Below are 21,676 nucleotides of genomic sequence, written 5' to 3' on the forward strand. Positions count from 1 at the left end.
GCGAACGGGTCGTCGGGCCGAGTCGCGCGGTTCTGCGCAACGACGAAATCTTCCGCGCTGATGATCGACGTGACGTCTACGAGGACTTCGGTGTTCCGGTGGGGGAGTCCCGGGCTAGCTCCACGAACCACTTGACGGCCTCCGGGCGACCCATCACGGTGCTGGCGAAAGTCGGCTCTGGCTGGGCGAGCGTTTCCATGGGCACCGGCAGATGACGGCTCCCATTCACATCTGTGGACATTAGACCGACGATCTCACCGAGGCACAAGCCTGCGAGGCCGTCCCAGACCTTCTGGCGAGGGCGGTAGAAGAGGTCGAAACGCGGTGCGTCCGTCGTGAGATCGGTGAGGTTCAGAGCGGTACGCAGCATGTCCAGCGTCTGTGACGTGGTGCGCGTCTTCAGGGCGTAGCCGGCCTCGGCCATGGCAGTCTCGTGCGGCGGGGCTTCCGATCGGGCGCTGCGGGTCAGGGATGCGACACGGACGGATTCGCTGTTGTACGCCGCCACGCTGCCGTTGACGGTGATCGTCTGGTTGGCCCGGGAGGCGACCACCACGATCGGCTTGCCGCCGTCTCCCAGCTCAGGCGCGACGATGAGCGCGGCAACCGGCTCCCGTCGCTCCAGTAAACAGACGACCGAGCAGAACTCGGTGCTGCGCGGATTGACGAATTCGGCGGTGCCATCGATAGGGTCGATCACCCAGATCCGCTCGGGTTCCTCGTCGTGGCCGGGCCGCCACGAGCCACTGCCCGACTCCTCGGCCAGCACGCGAGCATCAGGGTCCACCGCCCGGATCTTGCTGATGACCATGTCTTCGACCGCGAGGTCGGCTTCGGTGAGCAGGGTGTGGTCGGCCTTTTCCCGCACGTTCAACTTGGCTACCCGGGATCGGTACGAGGCGAGGATGTCCAACAGCTCAGTCGTCAGGTCGGTCCACAACGGGTCAAGGTTCATCGACTCGACACTCCTCGCGACCGGCTCTCGGCACCGCTCGATCGATGGTCCCATCATCCCACTCCGGCGATAGATCGCCGTGCTGGCCCAGCGTCGCCCGCCTAAGAGCTCTAAGACGGCCCTGCTGCGGAGTCGGTGGACCGATTTGTGGCAGTGCCGGTACCCGACACGCCGGGTCGGGACTTCCTGCACTGCCACGAATCCCTATGGCCGCCGAACGGTTGCCGGTCGACTCATCGCGCTCGCCAGTCGGCGGGATCCTCGACGCCGTCGGCCAGGCGGATCGAGGCCGCCAGCCGTAGCGCCATGTCTCGGCCCCCCAGCGCCTCGTTGCCGCGCCGGCTCATGATTCTTGTCTCCGCGACGCACTCAGCGCACCCACCGGGAAGCTGTTCCACCCGGTAGACCCCTGCGCCAGTCCTGACCCAGTCGACCGCGGTGGCGGCACGGCCTGCCACGGTGACGTCATCGGTGCCGTTGTGTCTGCCGCTGGCCAGGCTCTCGGTATTGATGCCGACCTGAATGTCGGGCCTCAGAAAGCCGCCGTAACCCTTGATGGGTTGCAACACGTACTGGGCGTGGGCGTAGTTCTCCAGTGGTTCGTCGTCGGCCCTCAGCTCGTCGTCGGTCCATCGCAGGTCGGCACCGCCGAGCACGGCACCGTCGGGCAGCTCCATCGCCTGGACCGGCAAGGCTAGTGGCGTCGTCTCCCAACGAATGCCCTCGGCCACCTGACGCGTCATCTCGTGTGGGTCATCACCGGTCGCCGAAATTCGCATCCAAGCGTCCGGCGCGTACTCCCAGGACAGAACGCCGCCCTCGTTCTGAAAGGCGGGACGACCACGTACCGGCGCGACGGATTCACCCGGGACGCGCCATCCGGCCTCCTGGTCGTACTCCCGATCGTAACGATGGACATCGGTGTCCCGTGCCCCCATCAAGACCTCGACGCGCCAGGTCGATGCGGTCGACGTCTCGTCGCTCTTCCGGGGGGCATCGGGTCGTCCGGCCATGTTGATGATGTGCAGGTCCGGCTCGGTCTGGTAGCGGATCTGGTGTACAGGGCCAGGTAGAAGGCTGAGGCGGAACAGTTGCTGGCCGGGGTCGAATCGGGTGGGTGCCGAACGGGGTGGATCACCCTGCGTATCTGTCTCCGGTGCCCGTCGGGTGGCCCAGACGGTCAGGCCCGCCACCACCGCCACCACGGTCGTCACGACCCCCAGGATCAGGATCCGGCGACTGCGCCTGCCATCCGGAGGCCCCTCGGCGCCGGCGGCAGCTGAGTCGTTGCCCGATTCGGGTGCCTCACTCGCCACGGACGTCCTCCCGACTCGGTGCGCCGTGCTGCGACGCGGTCCGGGGAGTCTACGACCGGTCCCGTCCCTACCGCTGCCCGTGGCCCGACCACGAGACCCGGTCGTGCCGCACCGACGTCCCACCATCTGCCAGGGCAGGATGCCCAGCGGCGGGTAAGCCGGCCGGGCGGTGTTGACCAAGAGGGTTACGTCCCCGGAACGGCGCGGCCAGGGCGCAAAGGTCTTGATCGACTGGGTGGGGCCGGCGGAGTTGGCGGGCGGGCGGGAACGGCGCAGGCGGGCGGCAAACGATTGCAGTGCCTCGGGACGCACTGGCAAGATGGCTGTCGATGCGTCGCGTGGGAGTGGCAGCGATTGATGACCTGAGCCGAGGGCAACGGCCGGGCATCGGATGTTCCTGATCGACTTGTAGCTGGGGGCGACGGCAGGCGGCCGGTCGGCTGCCCGTCCGGCCGCTCGGGCTGACCCCTGCCAGCTGCGCCGAAACGCCGCCACCTGCGTCGCAGCGGCGGTAGAGAGGAAGCCCGATGAGGCTTGCCCATCCTGACACCGTCCCACCGTCCCGCCGCCGGAAAGCTGTCGCGGTCGCCGTGCTCGCCGCGACGACCTCGCTGGTCACCGTGGCGGGAATCCTGACCGCGCCACCTTCGCTGGCCGCAACCCCCGACATCACCGTCAACACCTCGTCGAGCTACCAGACGATCGACGGGTTCGGCGCCGCGACGCCGATCTTCGGTGGTTCCGGTGACCCGTGGACGACGAGCGAAACCCAGACCCTCGTCGGTACGGGGCCGGGACAGCTCGGTCTGTCGATCGTACGGACCGTGGTGTCGCCCGTGACGAGCGAATGGGGTCTGTACGCGGCCAGCCTGCAGACGGCGAAGTCCTACGGATCCGACGTCAAGATCCTCGCCTCGCCGTGGACCGCGCCGGCCCACTTCAAGACGAACAACAGCAGGGTCAACGGCGGCAAGCTGAGGACCGACTACTACGACGACTATGCCGAGCACCTGAACAGCTACGTGCAGTTCATGAAGGGCCGAGGCGTCACCGTCGACGTGACCTCGGTCCAGAACGAGCCGGACTGGCACCCCGACTACGACTCGATGGACTGGACCGGCACCGAGATGCGGAACTTCGTCCGCGACCACGGTGCCCGGGTCAGGGACACCCAGCTCATGGTCGGCGAGTCCCTGCGGTTCGCGCGCCAGTACTCCGACCCCACCCTGCAGGACGCGACCGCGCGCAACAACATCGGATACGTCGGCGGCCACCTGTACGACGCCGAGAACAGCGGAAACCTGTCGCCGTACCCGCTGGCCGCGCAGTACGGCAAGAACCAGTGGATGACCGAGTGGAACCTGCACGCCGCCGACGGAAACGGCGCGAACATCTGGGGAGACCCCGGCAACACGGCCGTCTGGAACGAGACCCTCGACGACATCATGCGGACCGTGCACCGGTCGATGGAGGCGAACTGGAGCGCCTACATCTGGTGGTACGGCCGCCGCTTCTACTCCTTCATCGGTGACGGCGACGCGCAGTACGGCACCACCAAGGGCGCGGTCCTCCGGCGCGGTCAGGCGTTCTCCCAGTACGCCAAGTACGTCCGTCCCGGTGACCGCCGGGTGGGCGTGTCGAAGAGTTCGCGGACCTCCGGGCTGGAGGTCACCGCCTACCGTGGCCGGGGCAAGGTCGTGCTGGTGCTGCTCAACCGGTCGAACAACACGGTCAACGACGCGGTCGTCCAGGTGCCGCAGAACATCTCGGCGGCCGAGTACACCGTCACCTCGCGGACCTCGGGCGCCCAGTCACAGGCGGTGAACGTCAGTGGGGGCCAGGCGACCGTGAACGTGCCCGCCCGGAGCATCTCCACGATCGTCCTGACCGAGGGGACCGCCTCTCCGACGCCGACGGCCACTCCGACGCCCACGCCAACGGTCAGCCCGACCCCGACGCCCACCCCCAGCCCGACGATCAACCCGCCCACCGGGGCGTGCCGGGTGACAAACGCGGTAAACGCGTGGAACAACGGCCTGGTCGACAACATCACCATCACCAACACCGGTACGAGCGCCGTCAACGGCTGGTCGCTGAGATTCACTCTCGCTCCCGGGCAGACGATCACCTCCGGCTGGGGTGCCACGTACTCACCGACAAGCGGTCAGGTGACCGCGACGAACGTCAGCTACAACCCCTCCATCCCGCCAGGAGCCTCCGTCACCATCGGCTTCCAGGCCACTCACGGCGGCAACGACACTCCACCCACCGGCTTCACCCTCAACGGCGCCGCCTGTAGCTGAGCAGCTCATTCCTGACCGGATGCGGCGCACGCCGGCACTCGCCGGCGTGCGCCGCCCCACCGTTGACTGCCTACACGCGGCGGCGAGGCGCTACGTGAGTGACAGCGGTATGTCACCCAGACATGATCATGTCTGGGTGACATATCTGTCTGGTGGCGACTCGCACTGGGTCGGTCTCCACCCCGTCAGCGACGCGTCGCGTACACCACGCCGGTCAGGCAGAGCCCCGCCCAGCAGTGCCGGCGGTGCCGGCACCTCGCCCAGCAGTGTCCAGGACAGCAGGACGGTGACCGGCGGGACCAGGTAAGTGGTGCCCCGCCGTCCAGCGAGACAGGACGTGACCCCAGGTCAGAAAGCCGATCGCGGTCGGGAACACGCCCAGGAACAGCACCCCGGTGGTGGGCGTGGCCTGGATGCCACACGTGGAGCGACAACGACTTTGCCCGCGGCTGGTGCCGCGCCAACGTGCACACACCGGGCGCCCAACCGTCCCTGGCCGCCCTACGCGACGCCGTAGCTACGCCCTAGCGACAGGTTTCGAAGTAAGAAGCGACGAAATTCGTCACTTTCAAGAAGTTTGACGACGATTTCGTCAACTCTATGGACTTCAAGTGGCGTCAATCGTAGAGTCCGTGCATCTTCCGATCACCTGATGGAGATGAAGTGAACACTGCCGCCCCGGAGGCCACCACCAGCACGGATGCTGCCGAGTTGCATGCCGCCGCCACGGTGATGGACGGAAGCACGGTCATCGAACTCAGCGACGCCCATCTGCACCGAATCCGCCAAGGTGGTGTCACGGCTGTGAACCACACAGTCACCACCCCGTACGCGGACACCCGCACCGCCCTGCGGGAATTGAACCGCTGCCGACGGTGGATCGACGAGCACCCCGACGAGGTCCTGCTCGCCCTCACCGTCGCCGACATCGAACGTGCCAAGGCCGAGGGCAAGGAGGCGGTCATCCTCGGCCCGCAGGACACCGAGATGATCGGCGTCGACCTCGATCTGCTCGGGACCTTCTACGACCTGGGCATCCGCATCCTGCAGTTGACCTACCAGCGGCAGAACCTGCTGGGAGCCGGCTGCGGCGAGCAGACCGACCCGGGGCTGACGCACCAGGGACGCAAGTTCGTCGCCGCAATGAACGACCTGGGCATCCTGGTCGACGTCTCACACTGCGGTGAGCGCACCGGCTTGGACGCCATGGAGATGTCCACCAAACCGGTCGTGGTCACCCACTCGTTCTGTGACGTCCTGTCGCCGCACATCCGCGCCAAGTCCGACGCCTACCTGCGTCGCCTCGGCGAGCAGGGCGGCGTCATGGGCATCACCACTCTTTCCGGATTCCTCTACTACCCGGACGCACCGTCCCGGCGCCCGGATCTGACCCGCTTCGTGGAGCACGTCAAGCACGTGGTGGAGGTGACCGGCGGCGTCGACCACGTCGCCATCGCCACCGACTACGACGAGACGCTGACCGAGGCGATGCGGGACGAGCAGCTCAAGAACACGGAGTTCAAGAGCCTGCTCGGAGACTGGCGATGGGACGAGCGGCGCGCGATCGGCATGGACGACGCCGCCAACTTCCCCAACTTCACCGAGGCGCTTCTGACCGGCGGTTTCACGCCGGCGGAAGTGACCAAAATCCTCGGCGGCAACTGGCTTCGGGTGCTCGGCGAGACATGGAAGCCGGGCGAGCGGTAGCGCCGCATTGAGACAGGCAAGGAGACCCCCATGCGAACTCGACTTCTGACAAGGGTGCTGGCGGTGGGCGTCGTTGCGGCGCTCGCGGCCGGCTGCGGAGGCGGTGAGCCGCCCTCCACCACAAACGGGGAAAACGGCAATGACGGCCTGACGTCCAACGTCCGGCTCGAGGACGAGACGCAGCCGTCCGGTGAGCCGAAGGCCGGCGGTCGGCTGAGCATCATGATCCGGCTCGACGCCGACGAGTTGGATCCGCACAAGATGTCGGAGACCTCGGCCTTCGTCATCAACGAGCAGATCTACGAGTCGTTGGTGCAGTCGTACCGGGGCGAGATCCAGCCGGCGATCGCCGAGTCGTGGGAGCAGAGCGAAGACGGTACGCAGCTCACCTTCACGCTGCGCGACAACGCCTTCTTCCACAGCGGCCGGCCGGTCACCGCCGCCGACGTGAAGTACTCGATCGAGCGGATCCAGGACCCCGCCACCCGGGCCCCCCGTGCCCGTAGCTACGAGGGCATCACCTCGGTCACGGCGGTGGACGACCGCACCGTCCAGATGACTCTCGCCCAGCCGAACGCGGCCATCCTGACCCTGCTCTCCACCGCCGCATCCTCGATCGTCGACCGGACGGTGGTGGAGGCCGAGGGCGGTCTCAACGGCAGCGTCGACGGCGGCAGCGGCCCCTTCAAGCTCGCCTCCCGGGTCACCGGCCAGGCCATCCGGCTGGACAAGCACGACAAGTACTGGCAGCCGGGCGTGCCGTACCTCGACGGCATGGACTTCAGCTTCAACCCCGACGACAACGCCCGCGCCGCGGCCATCCGCAGCGGCACCGTCGACTTCCTCTGGCGGCCGGCCCCCGAGTTCATCGACGCGCTCAAGCGCGACGAGGCCCTCAAGTGGTACGGCGGCTCCGGCTCGCTCTCGCTGCACCTGCGGCTGAACACCTCCAAGGCGCCGTACGACAACGTGAAGGTCCGGCAGGCGATCTACCTGGCGCTGGACCGCCAGGAGATCCTCAACGTGGCCAACTCCGGCTTCGGTACCCCGCTCAACGCCGGTTACCTGCCGCCGGACCGGTTCGGCGCGCTCACCGAGCCGGTGTACGGCGAGCCGGACATCGAGAAGGCCAAGGAGCTGCTGGCCGAGGCCGGCTACCCGGACGGCTTCGACGCGACCCTGATGGTGATCTCCACCTCGGCGTTCCAGGTGCGCTCGGCCGAGGTCGAGCAGCAACAGCTCGCCAAGATCGGCATCAACGTGACCCTCGAGTCGGTCGAGGCCACCATCGCCACCAGCCGGACGAACTCCGCCGACTTCGACATGTACCAGTCCGGCTTCGGCCTGACCTACGACCCGGACGAGCGGTTCACCGCCAGCTTCCTCGACGGTGGTGGGCTGAACTACGGCAACTGGAGCGACCCGGAGTACGAGAAGCTGGTCGTGCAGGCCCGCTCGGAGCTGGACCGGGACAAGCGCGCCGCCCTCTACCAGCAGGCCGAGAAGATCCTGGCCGAGCGTGGACCGGTGGCGATGACCTTCCTCAACGCCGACTTCGACGTGGTGCAGAAGGACGTCATGGGTTACCGCGGTGACCCGACTCCCACCTACCGGTTCTACAAGAACCTCTGGCTCGACCGCTGACACCGACGGTGGCGGGGACCCGACCCACCGGGTCCCCGCCACCCACCGGGCGTAGCCGTGACCTTCGAACGAAAGGCAGCCCATGACCACCGTACCGTTGACCGAGCGCTACATCATCGCCGCTCGGCTCAAGGGCTATCTCAACAAGCCCACCGAAGCGGTCGCCCTGCTGACCGAGGCGTTGGAGCTGGAGCCGGGTGACGCCCGCCTGCTGCGCTTCCGGGGGCACCGGCGGATCACCGTCGGCGACTACACGGGCGCCATCGAGGACCTGCGCGCCGCCGCCGACCAGCTCGACACCGTCGAGGACGAGTACGAGATGTACCAGCTCGAGGTCGAGAAGGACGTCGTCCACCTGATCCTCGGCCGCCCCGAACAGGTGCGCCCGCAGCACCTGTCCGACACCGCGGCGGCGCAGGACCCGGGCGTCCTCGGCCGGTACATGACCACCCTGCACACCTCCATCTGGTACCACCTCGGCGTCGCGCAGTACCTGCTCGGCGACTTCGAGGGCTGCCTGCCCAGCTTCCGTGCCGCGGAGCTGTCCTCCCGACACCAGGAGGGCACGGTGGCCTCGCAGGACTGGCAGTACATGGCGTTGCGCCGGCTCGGTCGCACCGCCGAGGCCGAGGAGGTGCTGGACCGGTTCCGCAGGATCTCGCTCGTCGAGGAGGACCACCTGGTTGGCTACGAGGGCCGGATGCGCCTCTACACCGGTGAGATCCGCCCGGAGCAGTTGTGGGAGATGTGCGACGGCAACGGTCTACGCACCGTCACCCAGGGCTATGGGCTGGGCAACTGGCACTACTACAACGGCGAGTTCGACCAGGCCCGGGAGGTCTTCGACGGGGTGCTCGCCACCGGCGTGAAACAGGCGTTCGCGTATCTGGCCGTGCAGGCCGAGTACGCCCGCGACCCGAACCTCGCCGCCGCTGCCGAGAACAAGGACCTCGCTGCCACGAGCAAGGAGAAGTGACGACATGGCCATCATTCGCGCCGAGATCAGCCCCCGGGACCAGGAAACGAAAGACAAGATCATCGCCGAGTTGACCGATGTCCTGGTCCGCTACGGCTCCCCTCGGGAGAACACCCACGTCCTGCTGTACGAGGTGTCCCACGACAACTGGGCCAAGGGCGGGTTGTCGTACACCAGGCGGGCGGCACAGGCGAAGGAATCATGACTGCCGCCACCGCCGGTCCGCACGTCCTGATCACCCCGAACCTGGCCGAGCTGTTGCCGCAGCTGGAGCAGCGGTACCCGAACTGCCGGTTCACCGCCGTCCCCGACGACGAGCCGGTACGCGAGGAGTACCTCGACGCCGAGGTGATCCTGCGCAGCGCCATGAACGAGGACACCTTCGACGTACTGCTGAGCAAGTGCCAGCAACTGCGCTGGGTGCAGATCACCGCCGCCGGATTCGACTGGGTGGGCGGTGAGATCTGGCACCGCCGGCTCGACGAGGGTCTGATTTACACCCGTTCCCCGAACTCGTACAACGTACCGATCGCCGAGTACGTCATCGGCGCGGTGCTGCTGCACGCGCGAGCCTTCCCCGAGTTGGCCGCCGCTCAGCAGCGACGCGAGTGGATCCGGGTGATGGCGCGAGACGTCATCGGCAGCACCATGCTGGTCTTCGGCACCGGGGCCATCGGCCGTGAGGTCGCCTGGCGGGCCCGGGCGCTGGGCGCCAGCGTGATCGGGGTCAACCGGGCCGGCACCGAGGCGGAGGGCTTCGAGCGGGTGATTCCCTTCGCCGAGCACCTCGCCCTGCTGCCGGAGGCCGACTCGGTGGTGCTCGCCATGCCGTTGACCAGCGAGAACCGCTGCTTCTTCGACGCGGCCCGGTTCGCCGCCATGAAGGACAGCGCCGTCCTGGTGAACGTCGGTCGGGGCGCCCTGATCCTGGAGGACGCCCTGGTCGAGGCGATGCGGACCAACCGGATCGGGGGCGCGGTGCTCGACGTGTTCGAGGAGGAACCGCTGCCGGCGACCAGCCGGCTGTGGGATCTGCCGCGCACCACCCTCACCCCGCACACCTCGTTCCGAGGCTCCGGCAACCTGCAGCGGCTGTATGCCGACTTCTGCGCCAACTTCGACCGCTACCTGGCCGGAGAGCAGTTATTCGGCACAAAACGGCAGCCCGAACTGGGCTACTGAACCACAGTCGCCGTCGGCGGCGCACCTCCTGCACCGCCGGCGGCGACATCGTTTTCAGGTCAGGAAGGTTCCCCTCCTCCGCGAAGGCGTCAGGAGGGGAACCTTCCGTGCGTCTCAGGCCAGCAGGTTGCGGGTGGCGGCGAGGACGTCGGGCTCGCGAAGCAGCACGTGATCGGCGGCCGGCCCCAGTGGCACGTAGCTGTCGACGCTGTTGACGCGGGCGATCCGGCCGGCGAAACCGGCGTCCACGAGCGCGGTCACCACCGCCTCGGCGATCCCGCCGCTGTGCCGGGTCTCGTCGACCACGAGGACCCGGGAGACTCCGTCGAGCGCGGCGAGCAGGCTCACCGCCGGCAGCGGCGCCAGCCACTGCAGGTCGATCACCCGGGCCTGTGTCCCTTCGGCAGCGAGGGCCGCCGCCACCCGCAGGCTCATCGGTACGCCGTTGCCGAAGGTGACCAGGGCCAGGTCGGTGCCGTCGCGGAAGGTGCGCACGTCGCCCAGGGGGGCCGTCGAACAGTCGGCCGGTGCGGGATAGGCGGCGAGCCATTCGCCGTCGCCCTCGGTGCGCAGGTCGCGCTGGTGGTACAGCGCGATCGGCTCGAGGAAGACGCAGACCCGGCCCTCCTGCGCGGCCAGGGCCAGGCACTGCCGCAGCAGGGCGGGGGCGGTGGCCGGGTGGGCGGCGACCGCCAGCGCGAGCCCTGGAATGTCGCGCAGCACAGCCACCGAGTTGTCGTTGTGGAAGTGCCCGCCGAAACCCTTCTGGTACGCCAGTCCGGCGATCCGGACCACCATGCCGTTCTGGTACTGGCCGGCGGAGAAGAAACGCAGCGAGGCTGCTTCTCCGCGCAGTTGGTCCTCGGCGTTGTGCAGATAGGCCAGATACTGGATCTCGGGGATGGGCAGGGTGCCGGCCAGGGCACCACCGAGGGCCACACCGAGAATTGTCTGCTCGTCGAGCAGGGTGTCGAAGACCCGCTCCGGCCCGAAGACCCGTTGCAGCCCGCGGGTGGCCCCGTAGACCCCGCCCTTGCGGGCCACGTCCTCCCCGAAGACCTGAGCGTTGGGCCAGGTGAGCAGGGCGTCGTGCAGGGCTGCGTTGATCGACTGAGCGAGGGTGAGCGGGCCCCGGTGCTCGGGGAGCTTCCCGGCGAAGACCCGCTCCCGCCCGGCGCCGGCCCGGCGTGCAGCCACCCGGACCTCGGCCACCCGGCGGGCGGTCAGGGGTGCGGTCACCGCCGCCGCGCTGTCCAGCCGCTCGACCCGGCCGATCAGAGCCTCCGCCCGGTCCGTCACCTGCTTGCGCGCGTCCTCGTAGCGGGCGAGGGTTTCGGCAGGGCTGAGGATGCCGCGCCGGGCCAGCGCCACCGCCGTGGCCAGGATCGGGTCGCGGGCGTAGTCGGCGAGGATCTCCGCGCGGCTCCGGTACGCCAGCTCCGCGTCGGAGCCGGCGTGCCCCATGAACCGTACGGTGCCCAGGTGCAGCACGGCTGGTCGACCGGTGGTGCGGATCCGGTGGGCCACCTCGGCGGCGGTGGCCAGCAGCCGGACCGGGTCGGTGCCGTCCGCGTGGACGTACTCGATGCCGGGCAGCGCGGCCAGCATCCGGGAGGACCAGCCGCGGGGAGTACGGGTGCTGATGCCGATGCCGTTGTCCTCACAAACGAGCAGCAGCGGCAGGGGTAGCCCCTGGTGGGCACACCAGCCGGCGGCGTTGAACGCGCCTGCGGCGGTTGAGTGGTTGGCGGAGGCGTCTCCGAAGCTGCACACCACCACCGGGTCGCCCGGAAATCCGGATCCCGGAGCACCTCGGCCGAGGGCGAAGGCCAACCCCACCGCCCGCGGCAGGTGCGAGGCGATGGTGGAGGTCTGCGGGATGATGTTGAGCATCCGGTGGCCGAAGACCTTGTGCCGGCCGCCGGAGATGGGGTCCTCCCGAGATGCGGCAGCCGAGCGCAGCACGTCGTTCATCGGGTCGGTGCCGGGAAGCTGGCCGGCGCGGGCGGCGTAGAACCCCCCGGAACGGTAGTGCAGCAGGGCCGGGTCGGTGGGGCGCAGCGCCAGGGCCACTGCGGCGTTGCTCTCGTGGCCGCTGGACCCAATGGTGTAAAACCCCTCCCGCTGGGACTGCAACCATCGCAGGGCCAGGTCGAGGTGCCGACTCTGCACCTGAGCGTCGAGGTACGCCAGTAGCCGGCCGGCGTCGACGTCGACCTGATCGCTCGGCTCCGGCGGCAGGTTCGCACCAGTGGACCATTCGGTGAGGCGTCGAGTCAGATGCTCGTCGATGGTCTCCACGGGTGCTCCTTGTTCTCGGCGTGGCGGACCCGAGCGGGTTGGCCGCCGGGTCTGACGGGATGCGGCGGCCGGTCGGCGGGGTCGCGGCGGGCTGCCGTGGGGTTCAGCGGCCGGACCTGCCGCGCAGTCGCGGGTCGAGCGCATCGCGCAGGGTGTCGCCGAGCAGGTTGAAGCCGAGCACGGTGATCATGATGCAGACCCCGGGTACCACCGACGGCCAGATCGACAACTCCATGAACGCCTTGCCGGAGTTGAGCATCGAGCCCCAGGACGGCTGCGGCGGCTGCACGCCGAGCCCGAGGTAGCCCAGCGAAGCCTCGATCAGGATCGCGTACGCGAGGCTGGTGGTGAACTGCACGGCGATCGGGGCCACCGAGTTGGGCAGGATGTACTTGACGATGAGCCGGGTGTTGCTCAGCCCCACCGCCACGCCCGACTCGACGTATGGCTCACGGCGGATCGCCATGGCGGTGCCCCGGACGATCCGGGCGAAGCTGGGGACGAAGACGATGACCAGCGCGATGATCAAATTCTCCGTGCCCGGTCCCCGGGCGGCCACCACGGCGAGCGCCAGCAGCAGGGTGGGGAAGGAGAACATGATGTCGGTGGCCGGCGTGATGATCGCGTCGAGGAAGCCTCGGTAGAAACCGGCGAGCAGTCCGAGCGCGACGCCGATCACCCCGGCGCAGCTGACCACGATCAGGCTGACCGTCAACGAGGTGCGCGCGCCGTGCAGGGCTCGGCTGAGCAGGTCCCGCCCGGCCTCGTCGGCGCCCAGCGGGAAGGTGCCGCTGGGCGGGACGAGCCGTTGGTTGGACATGGCGGTCGGGTCGTAGGGCGCGATGAGTGGGGCGAGGACCGCAGCCCCGGTCATCAGGACCACGATGACCAGCCCGACCAGGCCGACCCGATCCCGGGCGATCAGCCGGAGCAGCTGACCGCTGCGGCGCCCGGCCCTGGTCAGGGGCTCGATCGGGCGTTGCCAGAAGGGGCGGGCGGAGACGACTTCAGTGACCACTGCGCAGCCTCGGATCCAGGTAGGTGTAGATGAGGTCGACCATCAGATTGACCACGACGTAGAAGAACGCCAGGAAGAGCAGGGTGCCCTGGACCACCGGGTAGTCGCGCTGGCTGATCCCACGGAGCACCATCGTGCCCAGCCCCGGCCAGGCGAAGACCTGTTCGACGATGACCGTGCCGCCGAGCAGTGCGCCGGCCTGGATGCCGATGACGGTCACCACCGGGATCAGCGAGTTGCGCAGCGCGTGTCGGCCGACCACCACCCGCTCGGCGAGACCCTTGGCACGGGCGGTGCGTACGTAATCCTGGTTGAGCACCTCCAGCATGCTGGAGCGGGTCATCCGCATGCTGATCGCGGCGAGGCTGGCGCCGAGGGTGACGGCCGGCAGGATGAGGTATTTCAGGCTGCCCCAGAAGCCCTGCCCCTCGCCGGCGCCCTGCGAGGGCAGCCAGCCCAGGGTGACCGAGAAGACGTAGATCAGCAGAATGCCCAGCCAGAAGTTCGGCAGCGACAGCCCGATCAGCGAGCCGACCCGGGTGCCGGCGTCGAGCAGGCCGTTTCGCCGGGTGGCACTCACCACCCCGAGCGGGATCGAGATGAGGATCGAGACCACGAGCGCCGACACGGCGAGCAGCAGAGTCGCCGGGAGACGATCCATGATCTCCTCGAGGACCGGCTGGCCGGTGCGCATCGAGGTGCCCAGGTCTCCTTGCAGTAGGGCGCCGAGCCAGTGCAGGAACTGCTCGTGCACCGGAACGTCGAGGCCGAAGTAGCGGCGTAGTTCCGCCTCGACCACGGGGTCGGCGAAGTCCTGGCCCATGATCGAGCTGATCACGTCACCGGGAATCATCCGAATGACCAGGAACGAGATCACCGAGATCCCGAACAGGACCGGTACGACCGACAACAGCCGGATCAGCGTGATGCGCAGCACGGCTCGGCTCCCCTACCTCGGCCTCAGGCCCCGGATCCGGCGAGGCCGAACTCCGGTGAAACATCCACTGTGGATTCCGCTTCGGTGCCGGCGATGTCGCGTGCCCATTCCAGGGCGCGCTTGGCGACCCGCAGCACCATCACCGAACGGCTCTCCATCACCCCGTCGAGGTTGCCCAACCGCTCGGTCCAGAAGTCGCGCATCGCGTTGCTGGAGGCGAAGTAGCCGACCGCGATCACGTCGAACTGCCCGGTGACGTGGTATACGTACGCGATCTCTGGCATGCCCGCGAGCTTGTCGATGAGTCGTTCGGTGGCGCCGGGTGCGCTCTGGATCTCGAACAGGGTGTGCACGGGGCGCCCCATGAAGGCGGCACTGGGAAGTGCGGCGAACTGCAACTGACCCTCTGTGATCAGTCGGTCCAATCGCCGTCGCACCGATCCCTCGGAGAGGCCGACCTTCGCCGCCAGCGCGACATTTGTCTGCCTCGGATCCTGGACCAGCTCCCGGATGATGCTGCGATCTTTTTCGATCGAGCTCTTGGATGCCATCTCGCTCCATCTGACCTAGTGACGTAATTCGTCGCTGTCGGGAGCCTAGACGACGAACATCGTCTGTGCAACACTCCCGGTTGACGAATGGCGGCGTTCAGGTGAACTAGTTGCGGGAGGGCTCCATGACCTTGTTGGAGGTACGGGACCTACGGACCGAATTCCGTGCCGCCCGCGGCTCGGTGACCGCTGTGGACGGTGTCTCGTTCACCGTCGACGCGGGCGAGACGGTGGCGTTGGTGGGCGAGTCCGGCTGCGGTAAATCGGCGACCGCGCAGTCCATCATGGGCCTGATCGTGCCGCCCGCCGGTCAGGTCACCGGCGGGCAGGTGATCTTCGAGGGGCAGGACCTGTTACGGCTGCCCCCACGTCAGATGCGCGCCGTGCGGGGCAAGGGCATCGCGATGATCTTCCAGGACCCGATGACCTCACTGAACCCGGTCCTGACCGTGGGGCGACAGCTCACCGAATCCCTGCATCTGCACCTTGATCTGAGTCGCCGGGAGGCCCGGACCCGCGCCGTCGAGTTGCTGGAGATGGTGCGCATCCCGGCCGCCGAGAGCCGCCTGGCGTCGTACCCTCACCAGCTCTCGGGCGGGATGCGGCAGCGCGTGATGATCGCGATGGCGCTCTCCTGCGAACCCCGTCTGATCCTCGCCGACGAGATCACCACCGCGCTCGACGTCACCATCCAGGCGCAGATCCTGGAGTTGCTGCGCGACCTGGCTCGGCAGACCCGCACGGCGGTCCTGATGATCACGCACGACCTCGGCGTCGTCGCCGGCATGGCCGAGCGGGTGAACGTCATGTACGCCGGCCAGATCGTCGAGCGGGCCGAGACCGTCGACCTGTTCCACCGCCCGCAGATGCCCTACACCTGGGGGCTGCTCGGCTCGGTGCCCCGGCTGGATCTCGTCCGCGGCGGCAAACTGCGCCCGATCGCCGGCCGGCCGCCGGAGCTTTCCGAGATTCCGGGCGGCTGCCGGTTCGCCCCCCGCTGTGCACATGCCCGCGAACAGTGTCACGCCAGCCCGCCCGACCTGGTGACGGCGCCCGAGACTCCGCAACGGGGTCAGTTGACCCGGTGTTGGGGAATGCGCCCCGCCGAGCAGGGCGGCTGGCTTTCCACCGGGCACCGGCACCTCGACCCGACGACGGAGGAAAGCTGATGCCCGAAGCCCTCGACCCGCTGCCCACCGAGCCGGAGCCGGCCCTGCTCCGGGTTCGTGACCTGTCCGTCGAGTTCAAGGTGCCGGTGCGCGGCAAGCTGCGCCCGGCTCGGCTGCGCGCCGTCTCCGGAGTCGACCTGGACATCCGCCGCGGCGAGATCCTGGGCGTGGTGGGGGAGTCCGGCTGTGGCAAGTCCACCACCGGTCGGGCCCTGCTTCAACTGATCCCGCCCAGCAGCGGGACAGTGACCTTCGACGGCACCGAGCTGACCACGTTGAGCCGTGGCCGGATGCGTGCCATGCGACGCCGCATGCAGATGATCTTTCAGGACCCGTACGCCTCGCTGAACCCTCGAATGAGCGTCGGCGAGCTGATCGAGGAGCCACTGCTCGTCCACTCCGACCTCGACGGCATCGGCCGGCGGGCCCGTGCGGTGGAGACGATGCAACTGGTCGGGCTCAGTCCACAGTGGCACGGCCGCTACCCGCACGAGTTCTCCGGCGGCCAACGACAGCGGATCGGCATCGCGCGGGCGCTGGTCAGTAGCCCGGAGTTCGTCGTCGCCGACGAACCGGTCTCCGCGCTCGACGTCTCGGTTCAGGCGCAGACCGTCAATCTGCTCGAGGAGCTCCAGGGTGAGCTGGGGCTGACCATGATGTTCATCGCCCACGATCTGGCAGTGGTCCGGCACCTCTGCGACCGGATCGCGGTGATGTACCTCGGCACGGTGGTCGAGGTCGGTGAGTGCGAGAGCATCTACACCCGCCCTCGGCACCCGTACACCCAGGCACTGCTCTCCGCGGTGCCGATCCCCGATCCGCTCGTCGAGTCCGAGCGTGACCGGCAGATCCTCACCGGTGACGTGCCGAGCCCGCTGAACCCGCCGACCGGCTGCCGGTTCCGCACCCGCTGCTGGAAGGCGCAGGACGTCTGCGCCACCCAGGAGCCCCAGTTGACGACGACCGCCGACGGCCACCAGGTCGCCTGCCACTTTCCGGAGAACTCCGGGCCGCAGGACCAACCCCTGGCCGCCACGGTGGGAGGGCGGTGACCGTGGAATTCCACCGCAACCTCGTCGGCGGGCGGTGGGTCGACGGCGACCGTCGGCCCAACACCAACCCGGCCCGCCCCGACGAACTGGTCAGCGAGTACGCACAGGCCGGCCGGGAGACCACCCGGGCGGCCGTCGAAGCGGCCCGCGCCGCCCAACCCGCCTGGGCCCGCAGCGCCGTCAGTGAGCGGATGGCCCTGCTCGACCGGATCGGTGTCGCCATCCTGGCCCGGGTCGACGAGCTTGCCGTACTGCTCGCCCGGGAAGAGGGAAAGCTGCTGGCCGAGGCGCGCGGCGAGGTCACCCGGGCCGGCCAGACCTTCCGCTACTACGCCCACCAGCTGCTGCAACCGGCCGGTGAGGTGTACGCCTCCACCCGGCCGGACGTGCACGCCGAGGTGCGCCGCCGGCCGCTCGGCGTGGTCGGGCTGATCACCCCGTGGAACTACCCGCTGGCCATTCCGGCGTGGAAGGTCGCGCCGGCCCTGGCGTACGGCAACACGGTGGTGCTCAAACCAGCCGAACTGGTTCCCGCCTCAGCGGGCGAGTTGGCCCGGATCATCGTCGACGCGGGCGTTCCGCCCGGCGTGTTCAACCTGGTGTTCGGGCCGGGCCGGGAGGTCGGCGAGGAACTGCTCACCGCGCCCGAGGTGGACGGGATCTCCTTCACCGGTGGCAGCACGACGGGCGGGCAGGTGGCCCGGCAGTGCCTCGCTCACGGCAACAAGCGGTTCCAACTGGAGATGGGCGGCAAGAACCCACTCGTCGTGCTGGACGACGCCGACCTCGACGTGGCGGTGGCCTGCGCGCTCGACGGCAGCTTCTTCAGCACCGGGCAGCGGTGCACCGCGTCCAGCCGCCTGATCGTGCAATCGGGCATCCACGACCGGTTCGTCGCGGCCCTGGCCGAGGCGACCGACGCGCTGCGGGTCGGCGACCCGCTCGACCCGGCCAGCCAACTCGGCCCGGTGGTCAGCCCCGAGCAGCTCGACCAGAATCTCGACTACGTGCGGATCGGCGTCGCCGAAGGTGCGACGGTGGTGGCCGGTGCGGCCGAGCACTCCCGTGCTGCGGGGCAGTTCATGCGCCCCACCCTGCTCGCCGGCGCTGGCAACGACATGCGGGTGGCCCGTGAGGAGATCTTCGGCCCGGTCAGCTGCGTCATCCGGGTTGACGACCCGGACGAGGCGATCGCCGTGGCAAACGACACCCCGTACGGGCTCTCCGCCGGGATCGTCACCACCTCGCTGGCCGCGGCGGAACGTTTCAAGCGGGAAGCGCGGGCCGGCCTGGTCACCGTCAACCTGCCCACCGCCGGCACCGAACTGCACCTGCCGTTCGGCGGCACCGGCGCCTCCAACCACGGCCCGCGGGAGCAGGGCGGCTACGCCCGGGACTTCTACACCGTGCCGGTCACCTGCTACACGGGATGGTGAGCGCCATGACACCGCAGATCCTGCTCACCGAGCCGATCGCCGCCGCCGGGCTGGACCTGTTACGCGCGGCCGGCGAGGTGCACGTCGCCCACGCCACCGATCCGGCGACCCTGGCCGGCCCGCTGGCCACCGCCGACGCCCTGGTGGTGCGCTCCTCACCGGTCACTGCCGAGATGCTGGCGGCCGCACCGCGGCTGAAGGTCATCGGCCGGCACGGCGCCGGGCTGGACGGCATCGACCTGGCCGCCGCCGAGCGGCTCGGCATCCCGGTGGTCGGCACCCCCGGTGCCAACGCCGAATCCGTCGCGGAGTTCGTGATCCTGGCCGCCCTCACCCTGGCCCGGCAGCTACCCCGGGCCGTCGCGACGCTGGCCGCCGCCGAGTTCGCCGAGGGGCGTTCGCTGCCGTCGTCGGTGGTCGCGACCGGGCTCACCGGCACCATGCTCGCCGGGCGGACCCTCGGCCTGATCGGGCTCGGCGCGATCGGTCGGGGCGTCGCTGCCCGCGCCCGGGGCATCGGCATGACCGTGCTCGCGTACGACGTCGCCGCCGTCGACCCACCGCAGGGGGTACGGCTCGTCGACCTGGACCGGCTGTTGTCCGAGGCGGACGTGATCAGCCTGCACGTGCCGCAGACCCCGGCGACCAGCGGGCTGATCGGCACCGCCGCGTTGGCCCGGATGCGTCCCGACGCGCTGCTCGTCAACACGGCCCGGGCCGGGGTGGTGGACACCGCCGCCGTGCTCGCCGCCCTCGACACCGGTCGGCTGCGCGGGTACGCGGTGGACGTCTTCGCGCCCGAACCTCCCGACGCAGCCGATCCGCTGCTGCACCATCCCCGGGTCCTGGCCACCCCACACATGGCGGCGATGACCCACGATGCGCTGGACGCGATGGCTATGGCCGTGGCGCGTGGCGTGCTCGCGTACCTCAGTCCGGAAGGAACCCGATGACCCTCACCGACCCCGTCTCCGCTCTCACCTACATCGGCGCCGAGGCGCTGATCGACGACGAGAGTCGGGAGCTGCGGGCCGCCGTACGTGACTTCGTCGACCGGCGGGTGCGCCCACACATCGCCGGCTGGTACGAAGACGGCAGGCTGCCGGCCCGGGAACTCGCCCGGGAGTTGGGCGAGCTCGGGGTGCTCGGCATGCACCTGGAGGGTTACGGCTGCGCCGGCACCTCGGCCACCGCGTACGGGCTGGCCTGCTTCGAGCTGGAGGCGGGCGACTCGGGGCTGCGCTCGTTGGTCTCGGTGCAGGGTTCACTTGCCATGTATGCGATCTGGCGCTTCGGCTCGGAGGAGCAGAAGCAGCAGTGGCTGCCCCGGATGGCGGTCGGCGAGGCGATCGGCTGCTTCGGCCTGACCGAGCCGGATTTCGGCTCCGACCCGGCGGGCATGCGCACCCGGGCCCGCCGCGACGGCGACGACTGGCTGCTCAACGGCGTCAAAATGTGGATCACCAATGGGTCCATCGCCGACGTCGCGGTGGTGTGGGCCCGCACCGACGAGGGCGTCCGGGGCTTCCTCGTCCCGGCCGGAACCCCCGGCTTCTCCGCGCCGGAGATCACCCGCAAGCAGTCGTTGCGCGCCTCGGTCACCTCCGAGCTGGTCCTCGACGACGTCCGGCTGCCGGCCGACGCGCTGCTGCCCGACGCCGTCGGGCTGTCCGGCCCGCTGTCCTGCCTCAACGAGGCCCGCTTCGGCATCGTCTTCGGCGCGCTCGGCGCCGCCCACGACTGCCTGGAGACCACAATCGGATACGCCCGCAGCCGGCAGATCTTCGACCGGCCGCTCGCCGCGTACCAGGCGACGCAGCTCAAGCTCGCGGACATGGGCCTGGAGCTCGGCAAGGGGATGCTGCTGGCGCTGCACCTGGGCGCCCTCAAGGACGCCGGCACCCTCGATCATCGACAGGTCAGCCTGGGCAAGCTCAACAGCGTCCGGGAGGCGATCGCGATCGCCCGCGAGTGCCGGGCGATACTCGGGGCAGCGGGTATCACTCTGGACTATCCGGTGATCCGGCACGCGGCCAACCTGGAGTCCGTGCTCACCTACGAGGGCACATCCGAGGTGCACCAACTGATCATCGGTCAGGTGCTGACGGGTCACGCCGCGTTTCGCGGATGACGGCACGGCGTCAGCGGCGCGTCGCGAAGACCACACCGGTCAGGCAGAGCGCGCCGCCCAGCAGGGCCAGCGGTGCCGGCACCTCGCCCAGCAGCGTCCAGGACAGCAGGACGGTGACCGGCGGGACCAGGTAGGTGGCGGCGGTGGTGCGCCCCGCCGTCCAGCGAGACAACACGTAACCCCAGGTGAGGAAACCGATCGCGGTCGGGAACACGCCCAGGAACAGCACACCGACGGTGGCCGCTGGCGGGGCTGCCGCGAGTTCCGCCAGCAGCGTCGGGGCGAACGGCAGCAGGGCCGCCGTCCCGGCCAGCGCGCCGAGCCAGGTCATCGTCGGCGCGGCCATTCGCGCCAGGAGACGCTTCTGCAGCAGTACGGCGAAGGCGTACAGCAGGGCGGAGAGCACCGCCAGCGCGACGCCGACCTGGTCGGCGTGCCCGGTGAAGCCACTGGCCGCGATCAGGGCCACGCCCACGAAGGCGACCGCCACCCCGACACCGAGCCGGCGGGTGAGCCGCTCGCCCAGGACGAGGACCGCGGCCACCGCGACCAGGATGGGCGCGACCGCCACGAGCAGTGCCGCCGTCCCGGCGTCGACCAGCCGCTCGGCGGCGTTGAGCGCCACGTTGTACCCGCCGAACCAGGCCACGCCCCACAGCGCGACGAGTCCCAGCACCGCACCCCGGGGCAGGGCGGCCGGGCGGGTCCCGACGTACGGTGTCCGGGCGCGCCGGCGACCGGCGGTGACCGCGACGAACACGCTCAGCGCGGCCGACGCCGCCACCATGCGGCCCAGGGCCATCGCACCGGGGGAGTAGTCGTGCCCGGCGAACCGGATGCCCACGAACGCCGAGGCCCAGAGCAGGACCGTGGTCCCGGCCGCGGCGACGATCGGCCAGGACCGGGGCCGGTCCTCCGGCCAGGTGTACGCGGGCACGGCTCGGATCGGGGCGGCGGGCTCGGTCATCGACGGGCTGCTCATGGGATGATTCTCGGCC

Annotated in this window: 18 protein-coding genes; 11 read left to right on the top strand and 7 right to left on the bottom strand. The window is 69.4% G+C overall.

Annotation, left to right across the window (positions count from 1 at the left end):
* Positions 1-76: 76 nt before the first annotated feature.
* Both O7597_RS24875 and O7597_RS24880 read right to left on the bottom strand, forming a co-directional pair.
* On the bottom strand, positions 77-955 hold the full coding sequence (locus O7597_RS24875) for an inositol monophosphatase family protein (RefSeq protein WP_281580880.1): 879 nt from the start codon (positions 953-955) through the stop codon (positions 77-79).
* A gap of 233 nt (positions 956-1,188) precedes the next feature.
* A complete protein-coding gene (locus O7597_RS24880) occupies positions 1,189-2,169 on the bottom strand; it encodes a hypothetical protein (RefSeq protein WP_281580881.1) in 981 nt (326 codons plus the stop codon).
* Positions 2,170-2,798: 629 nt separating this feature from the next.
* Here O7597_RS24880 and O7597_RS24885 point away from each other — a divergent pair.
* From O7597_RS24885 to O7597_RS24910, 6 genes are all read left to right on the top strand, one after another.
* Positions 2,799-4,574 (top strand): cellulose binding domain-containing protein, encoded by a 1,776-nt coding sequence (locus O7597_RS24885; protein ID WP_281580882.1) that lies wholly within the window; start codon positions 2,799-2,801, stop codon positions 4,572-4,574.
* A gap of 663 nt (positions 4,575-5,237) precedes the next feature.
* Positions 5,238-6,281: a membrane dipeptidase gene (locus O7597_RS24890; protein WP_281580883.1), complete on the top strand. Its 1,044-nt coding sequence runs from the start codon at positions 5,238-5,240 to the stop codon at positions 6,279-6,281.
* A gap of 30 nt (positions 6,282-6,311) precedes the next feature.
* On the top strand, positions 6,312-7,925 hold the full coding sequence (locus O7597_RS24895; protein WP_281580884.1) for an ABC transporter substrate-binding protein: 1,614 nt from the start codon (positions 6,312-6,314) through the stop codon (positions 7,923-7,925).
* Between the two features lie 82 nt (positions 7,926-8,007).
* Entirely contained in the window at positions 8,008-8,901 is an 894-nt protein-coding gene (locus tag O7597_RS24900; RefSeq protein WP_281580885.1) for a tetratricopeptide repeat protein, read from the top strand.
* A 4-nt stretch (positions 8,902-8,905) separates the two neighbouring features.
* Complete coding sequence (locus O7597_RS24905; protein ID WP_281580886.1) at positions 8,906-9,106, top strand: tautomerase family protein; 201 nt, start codon at positions 8,906-8,908, stop codon at positions 9,104-9,106.
* The gene (locus O7597_RS24910) at positions 9,103-10,083 is read left to right on the top strand and encodes a D-2-hydroxyacid dehydrogenase (RefSeq protein ID WP_281580887.1); all 981 of its coding nucleotides are present in this window, start codon (positions 9,103-9,105) and stop codon (positions 10,081-10,083) included. The genes O7597_RS24905 and O7597_RS24910 overlap by 4 nt, the downstream gene beginning before the upstream one ends.
* 114 nt (positions 10,084-10,197) lie before the next feature.
* Here O7597_RS24910 and O7597_RS24915 read toward each other — a convergent pair whose 3' ends face one another.
* From O7597_RS24915 to O7597_RS24930, 4 genes are all read right to left on the bottom strand, one after another.
* On the bottom strand, positions 10,198-12,324 hold the full coding sequence (locus O7597_RS24915) for a thiamine pyrophosphate-dependent enzyme (RefSeq protein ID WP_281583317.1): 2,127 nt from the start codon (positions 12,322-12,324) through the stop codon (positions 10,198-10,200).
* A gap of 163 nt (positions 12,325-12,487) precedes the next feature.
* Positions 12,488-13,402: an ABC transporter permease gene (locus O7597_RS24920; protein ID WP_281580888.1), complete on the bottom strand. Its 915-nt coding sequence runs from the start codon at positions 13,400-13,402 to the stop codon at positions 12,488-12,490.
* Positions 13,392-14,339 (bottom strand): nickel ABC transporter permease, encoded by a 948-nt coding sequence (nikB, locus tag O7597_RS24925; protein WP_281580889.1) that lies wholly within the window; start codon positions 14,337-14,339, stop codon positions 13,392-13,394. Before nikB ends, O7597_RS24920 begins: the two co-directional genes overlap by 11 nt.
* Before the next feature lie 23 nt (positions 14,340-14,362).
* Positions 14,363-14,890 (bottom strand): Lrp/AsnC family transcriptional regulator, encoded by a 528-nt coding sequence (locus O7597_RS24930; protein WP_281580890.1) that lies wholly within the window; start codon positions 14,888-14,890, stop codon positions 14,363-14,365.
* 125 nt (positions 14,891-15,015) lie between these two features.
* Here O7597_RS24930 and O7597_RS24935 point away from each other — a divergent pair, with 125 nt between their 5' ends.
* The 5 genes from O7597_RS24935 to O7597_RS24955 are packed head-to-tail and all read left to right on the top strand — an operon-like array spanning position 15,016 to position 20,678.
* Positions 15,016-16,059 carry an ABC transporter ATP-binding protein gene (locus tag O7597_RS24935; protein ID WP_281580891.1) on the top strand — a complete coding sequence of 348 codons (1,044 nt, stop codon included), beginning with the start codon at positions 15,016-15,018 and terminating at the stop codon, positions 16,057-16,059.
* Positions 16,059-17,111, top strand: a complete 1,053-nt coding sequence (locus O7597_RS24940) for an oligopeptide/dipeptide ABC transporter ATP-binding protein (RefSeq protein ID WP_281580892.1) — start codon at positions 16,059-16,061, stop codon at positions 17,109-17,111. Before O7597_RS24935 ends, O7597_RS24940 begins: the two co-directional genes overlap by 1 nt.
* Entirely contained in the window at positions 17,108-18,547 is a 1,440-nt protein-coding gene (locus O7597_RS24945) for an aldehyde dehydrogenase family protein (RefSeq protein WP_281580893.1), read from the top strand. Before O7597_RS24940 ends, O7597_RS24945 begins: the two co-directional genes overlap by 4 nt.
* Positions 18,548-18,552: 5 nt before the next feature.
* A complete protein-coding gene (locus O7597_RS24950) occupies positions 18,553-19,500 on the top strand; it encodes a hydroxyacid dehydrogenase (protein WP_281580894.1) in 948 nt (315 codons plus the stop codon).
* On the top strand, positions 19,497-20,678 hold the full coding sequence (locus O7597_RS24955) for an acyl-CoA dehydrogenase family protein (RefSeq protein WP_281580895.1): 1,182 nt from the start codon (positions 19,497-19,499) through the stop codon (positions 20,676-20,678). The genes O7597_RS24950 and O7597_RS24955 overlap by 4 nt, the downstream gene beginning before the upstream one ends.
* 10 nt (positions 20,679-20,688) lie before the next feature.
* On the opposite strand, the gene O7597_RS24960 is transcribed toward O7597_RS24955, so the two are convergent.
* Positions 20,689-21,660, bottom strand: a complete 972-nt coding sequence (locus O7597_RS24960; RefSeq protein ID WP_281580896.1) for a DMT family transporter — start codon at positions 21,658-21,660, stop codon at positions 20,689-20,691.
* Between the last annotated feature and the right edge of the window lie 16 nt (positions 21,661-21,676).

Source organism: Verrucosispora sp. WMMC514 (assembly GCF_027497295.1).
Taxonomy (GTDB): domain Bacteria; phylum Actinomycetota; class Actinomycetes; order Mycobacteriales; family Micromonosporaceae; genus Micromonospora; species Micromonospora palythoicola.

What these genes read in the sequence shown, in the direction of transcription:
- O7597_RS24875 (WP_281580880.1), bottom strand. Translation starts at nt 955, where the DNA reads ATGAACCTTGACCCGTTGTGGACCGACCTGACGACTGAGCTGTTGGAC.
- O7597_RS24885 (WP_281580882.1), top strand. Translation starts at nt 2,799, where the DNA reads ATGAGGCTTGCCCATCCTGACACCGTCCCACCGTCCCGCCGCCGGAAA.
- O7597_RS24895 (WP_281580884.1), top strand. Translation starts at nt 6,312, where the DNA reads ATGCGAACTCGACTTCTGACAAGGGTGCTGGCGGTGGGCGTCGTTGCG.
- O7597_RS24900 (WP_281580885.1), top strand. Translation starts at nt 8,008, where the DNA reads ATGACCACCGTACCGTTGACCGAGCGCTACATCATCGCCGCTCGGCTC.
- O7597_RS24905 (WP_281580886.1), top strand. Translation starts at nt 8,906, where the DNA reads ATGGCCATCATTCGCGCCGAGATCAGCCCCCGGGACCAGGAAACGAAA.
- O7597_RS24910 (WP_281580887.1), top strand. Translation starts at nt 9,103, where the DNA reads ATGACTGCCGCCACCGCCGGTCCGCACGTCCTGATCACCCCGAACCTG.
- O7597_RS24930 (WP_281580890.1), bottom strand. Translation starts at nt 14,890, where the DNA reads ATGGCATCCAAGAGCTCGATCGAAAAAGATCGCAGCATCATCCGGGAG.
- O7597_RS24935 (WP_281580891.1), top strand. Translation starts at nt 15,016, where the DNA reads ATGACCTTGTTGGAGGTACGGGACCTACGGACCGAATTCCGTGCCGCC.
- O7597_RS24940 (WP_281580892.1), top strand. Translation starts at nt 16,059, where the DNA reads ATGCCCGAAGCCCTCGACCCGCTGCCCACCGAGCCGGAGCCGGCCCTG.
- O7597_RS24950 (WP_281580894.1), top strand. Translation starts at nt 18,553, where the DNA reads ATGACACCGCAGATCCTGCTCACCGAGCCGATCGCCGCCGCCGGGCTG.
- O7597_RS24955 (WP_281580895.1), top strand. Translation starts at nt 19,497, where the DNA reads ATGACCCTCACCGACCCCGTCTCCGCTCTCACCTACATCGGCGCCGAG.
- O7597_RS24960 (WP_281580896.1), bottom strand. Translation starts at nt 21,660, where the DNA reads ATGAGCAGCCCGTCGATGACCGAGCCCGCCGCCCCGATCCGAGCCGTG.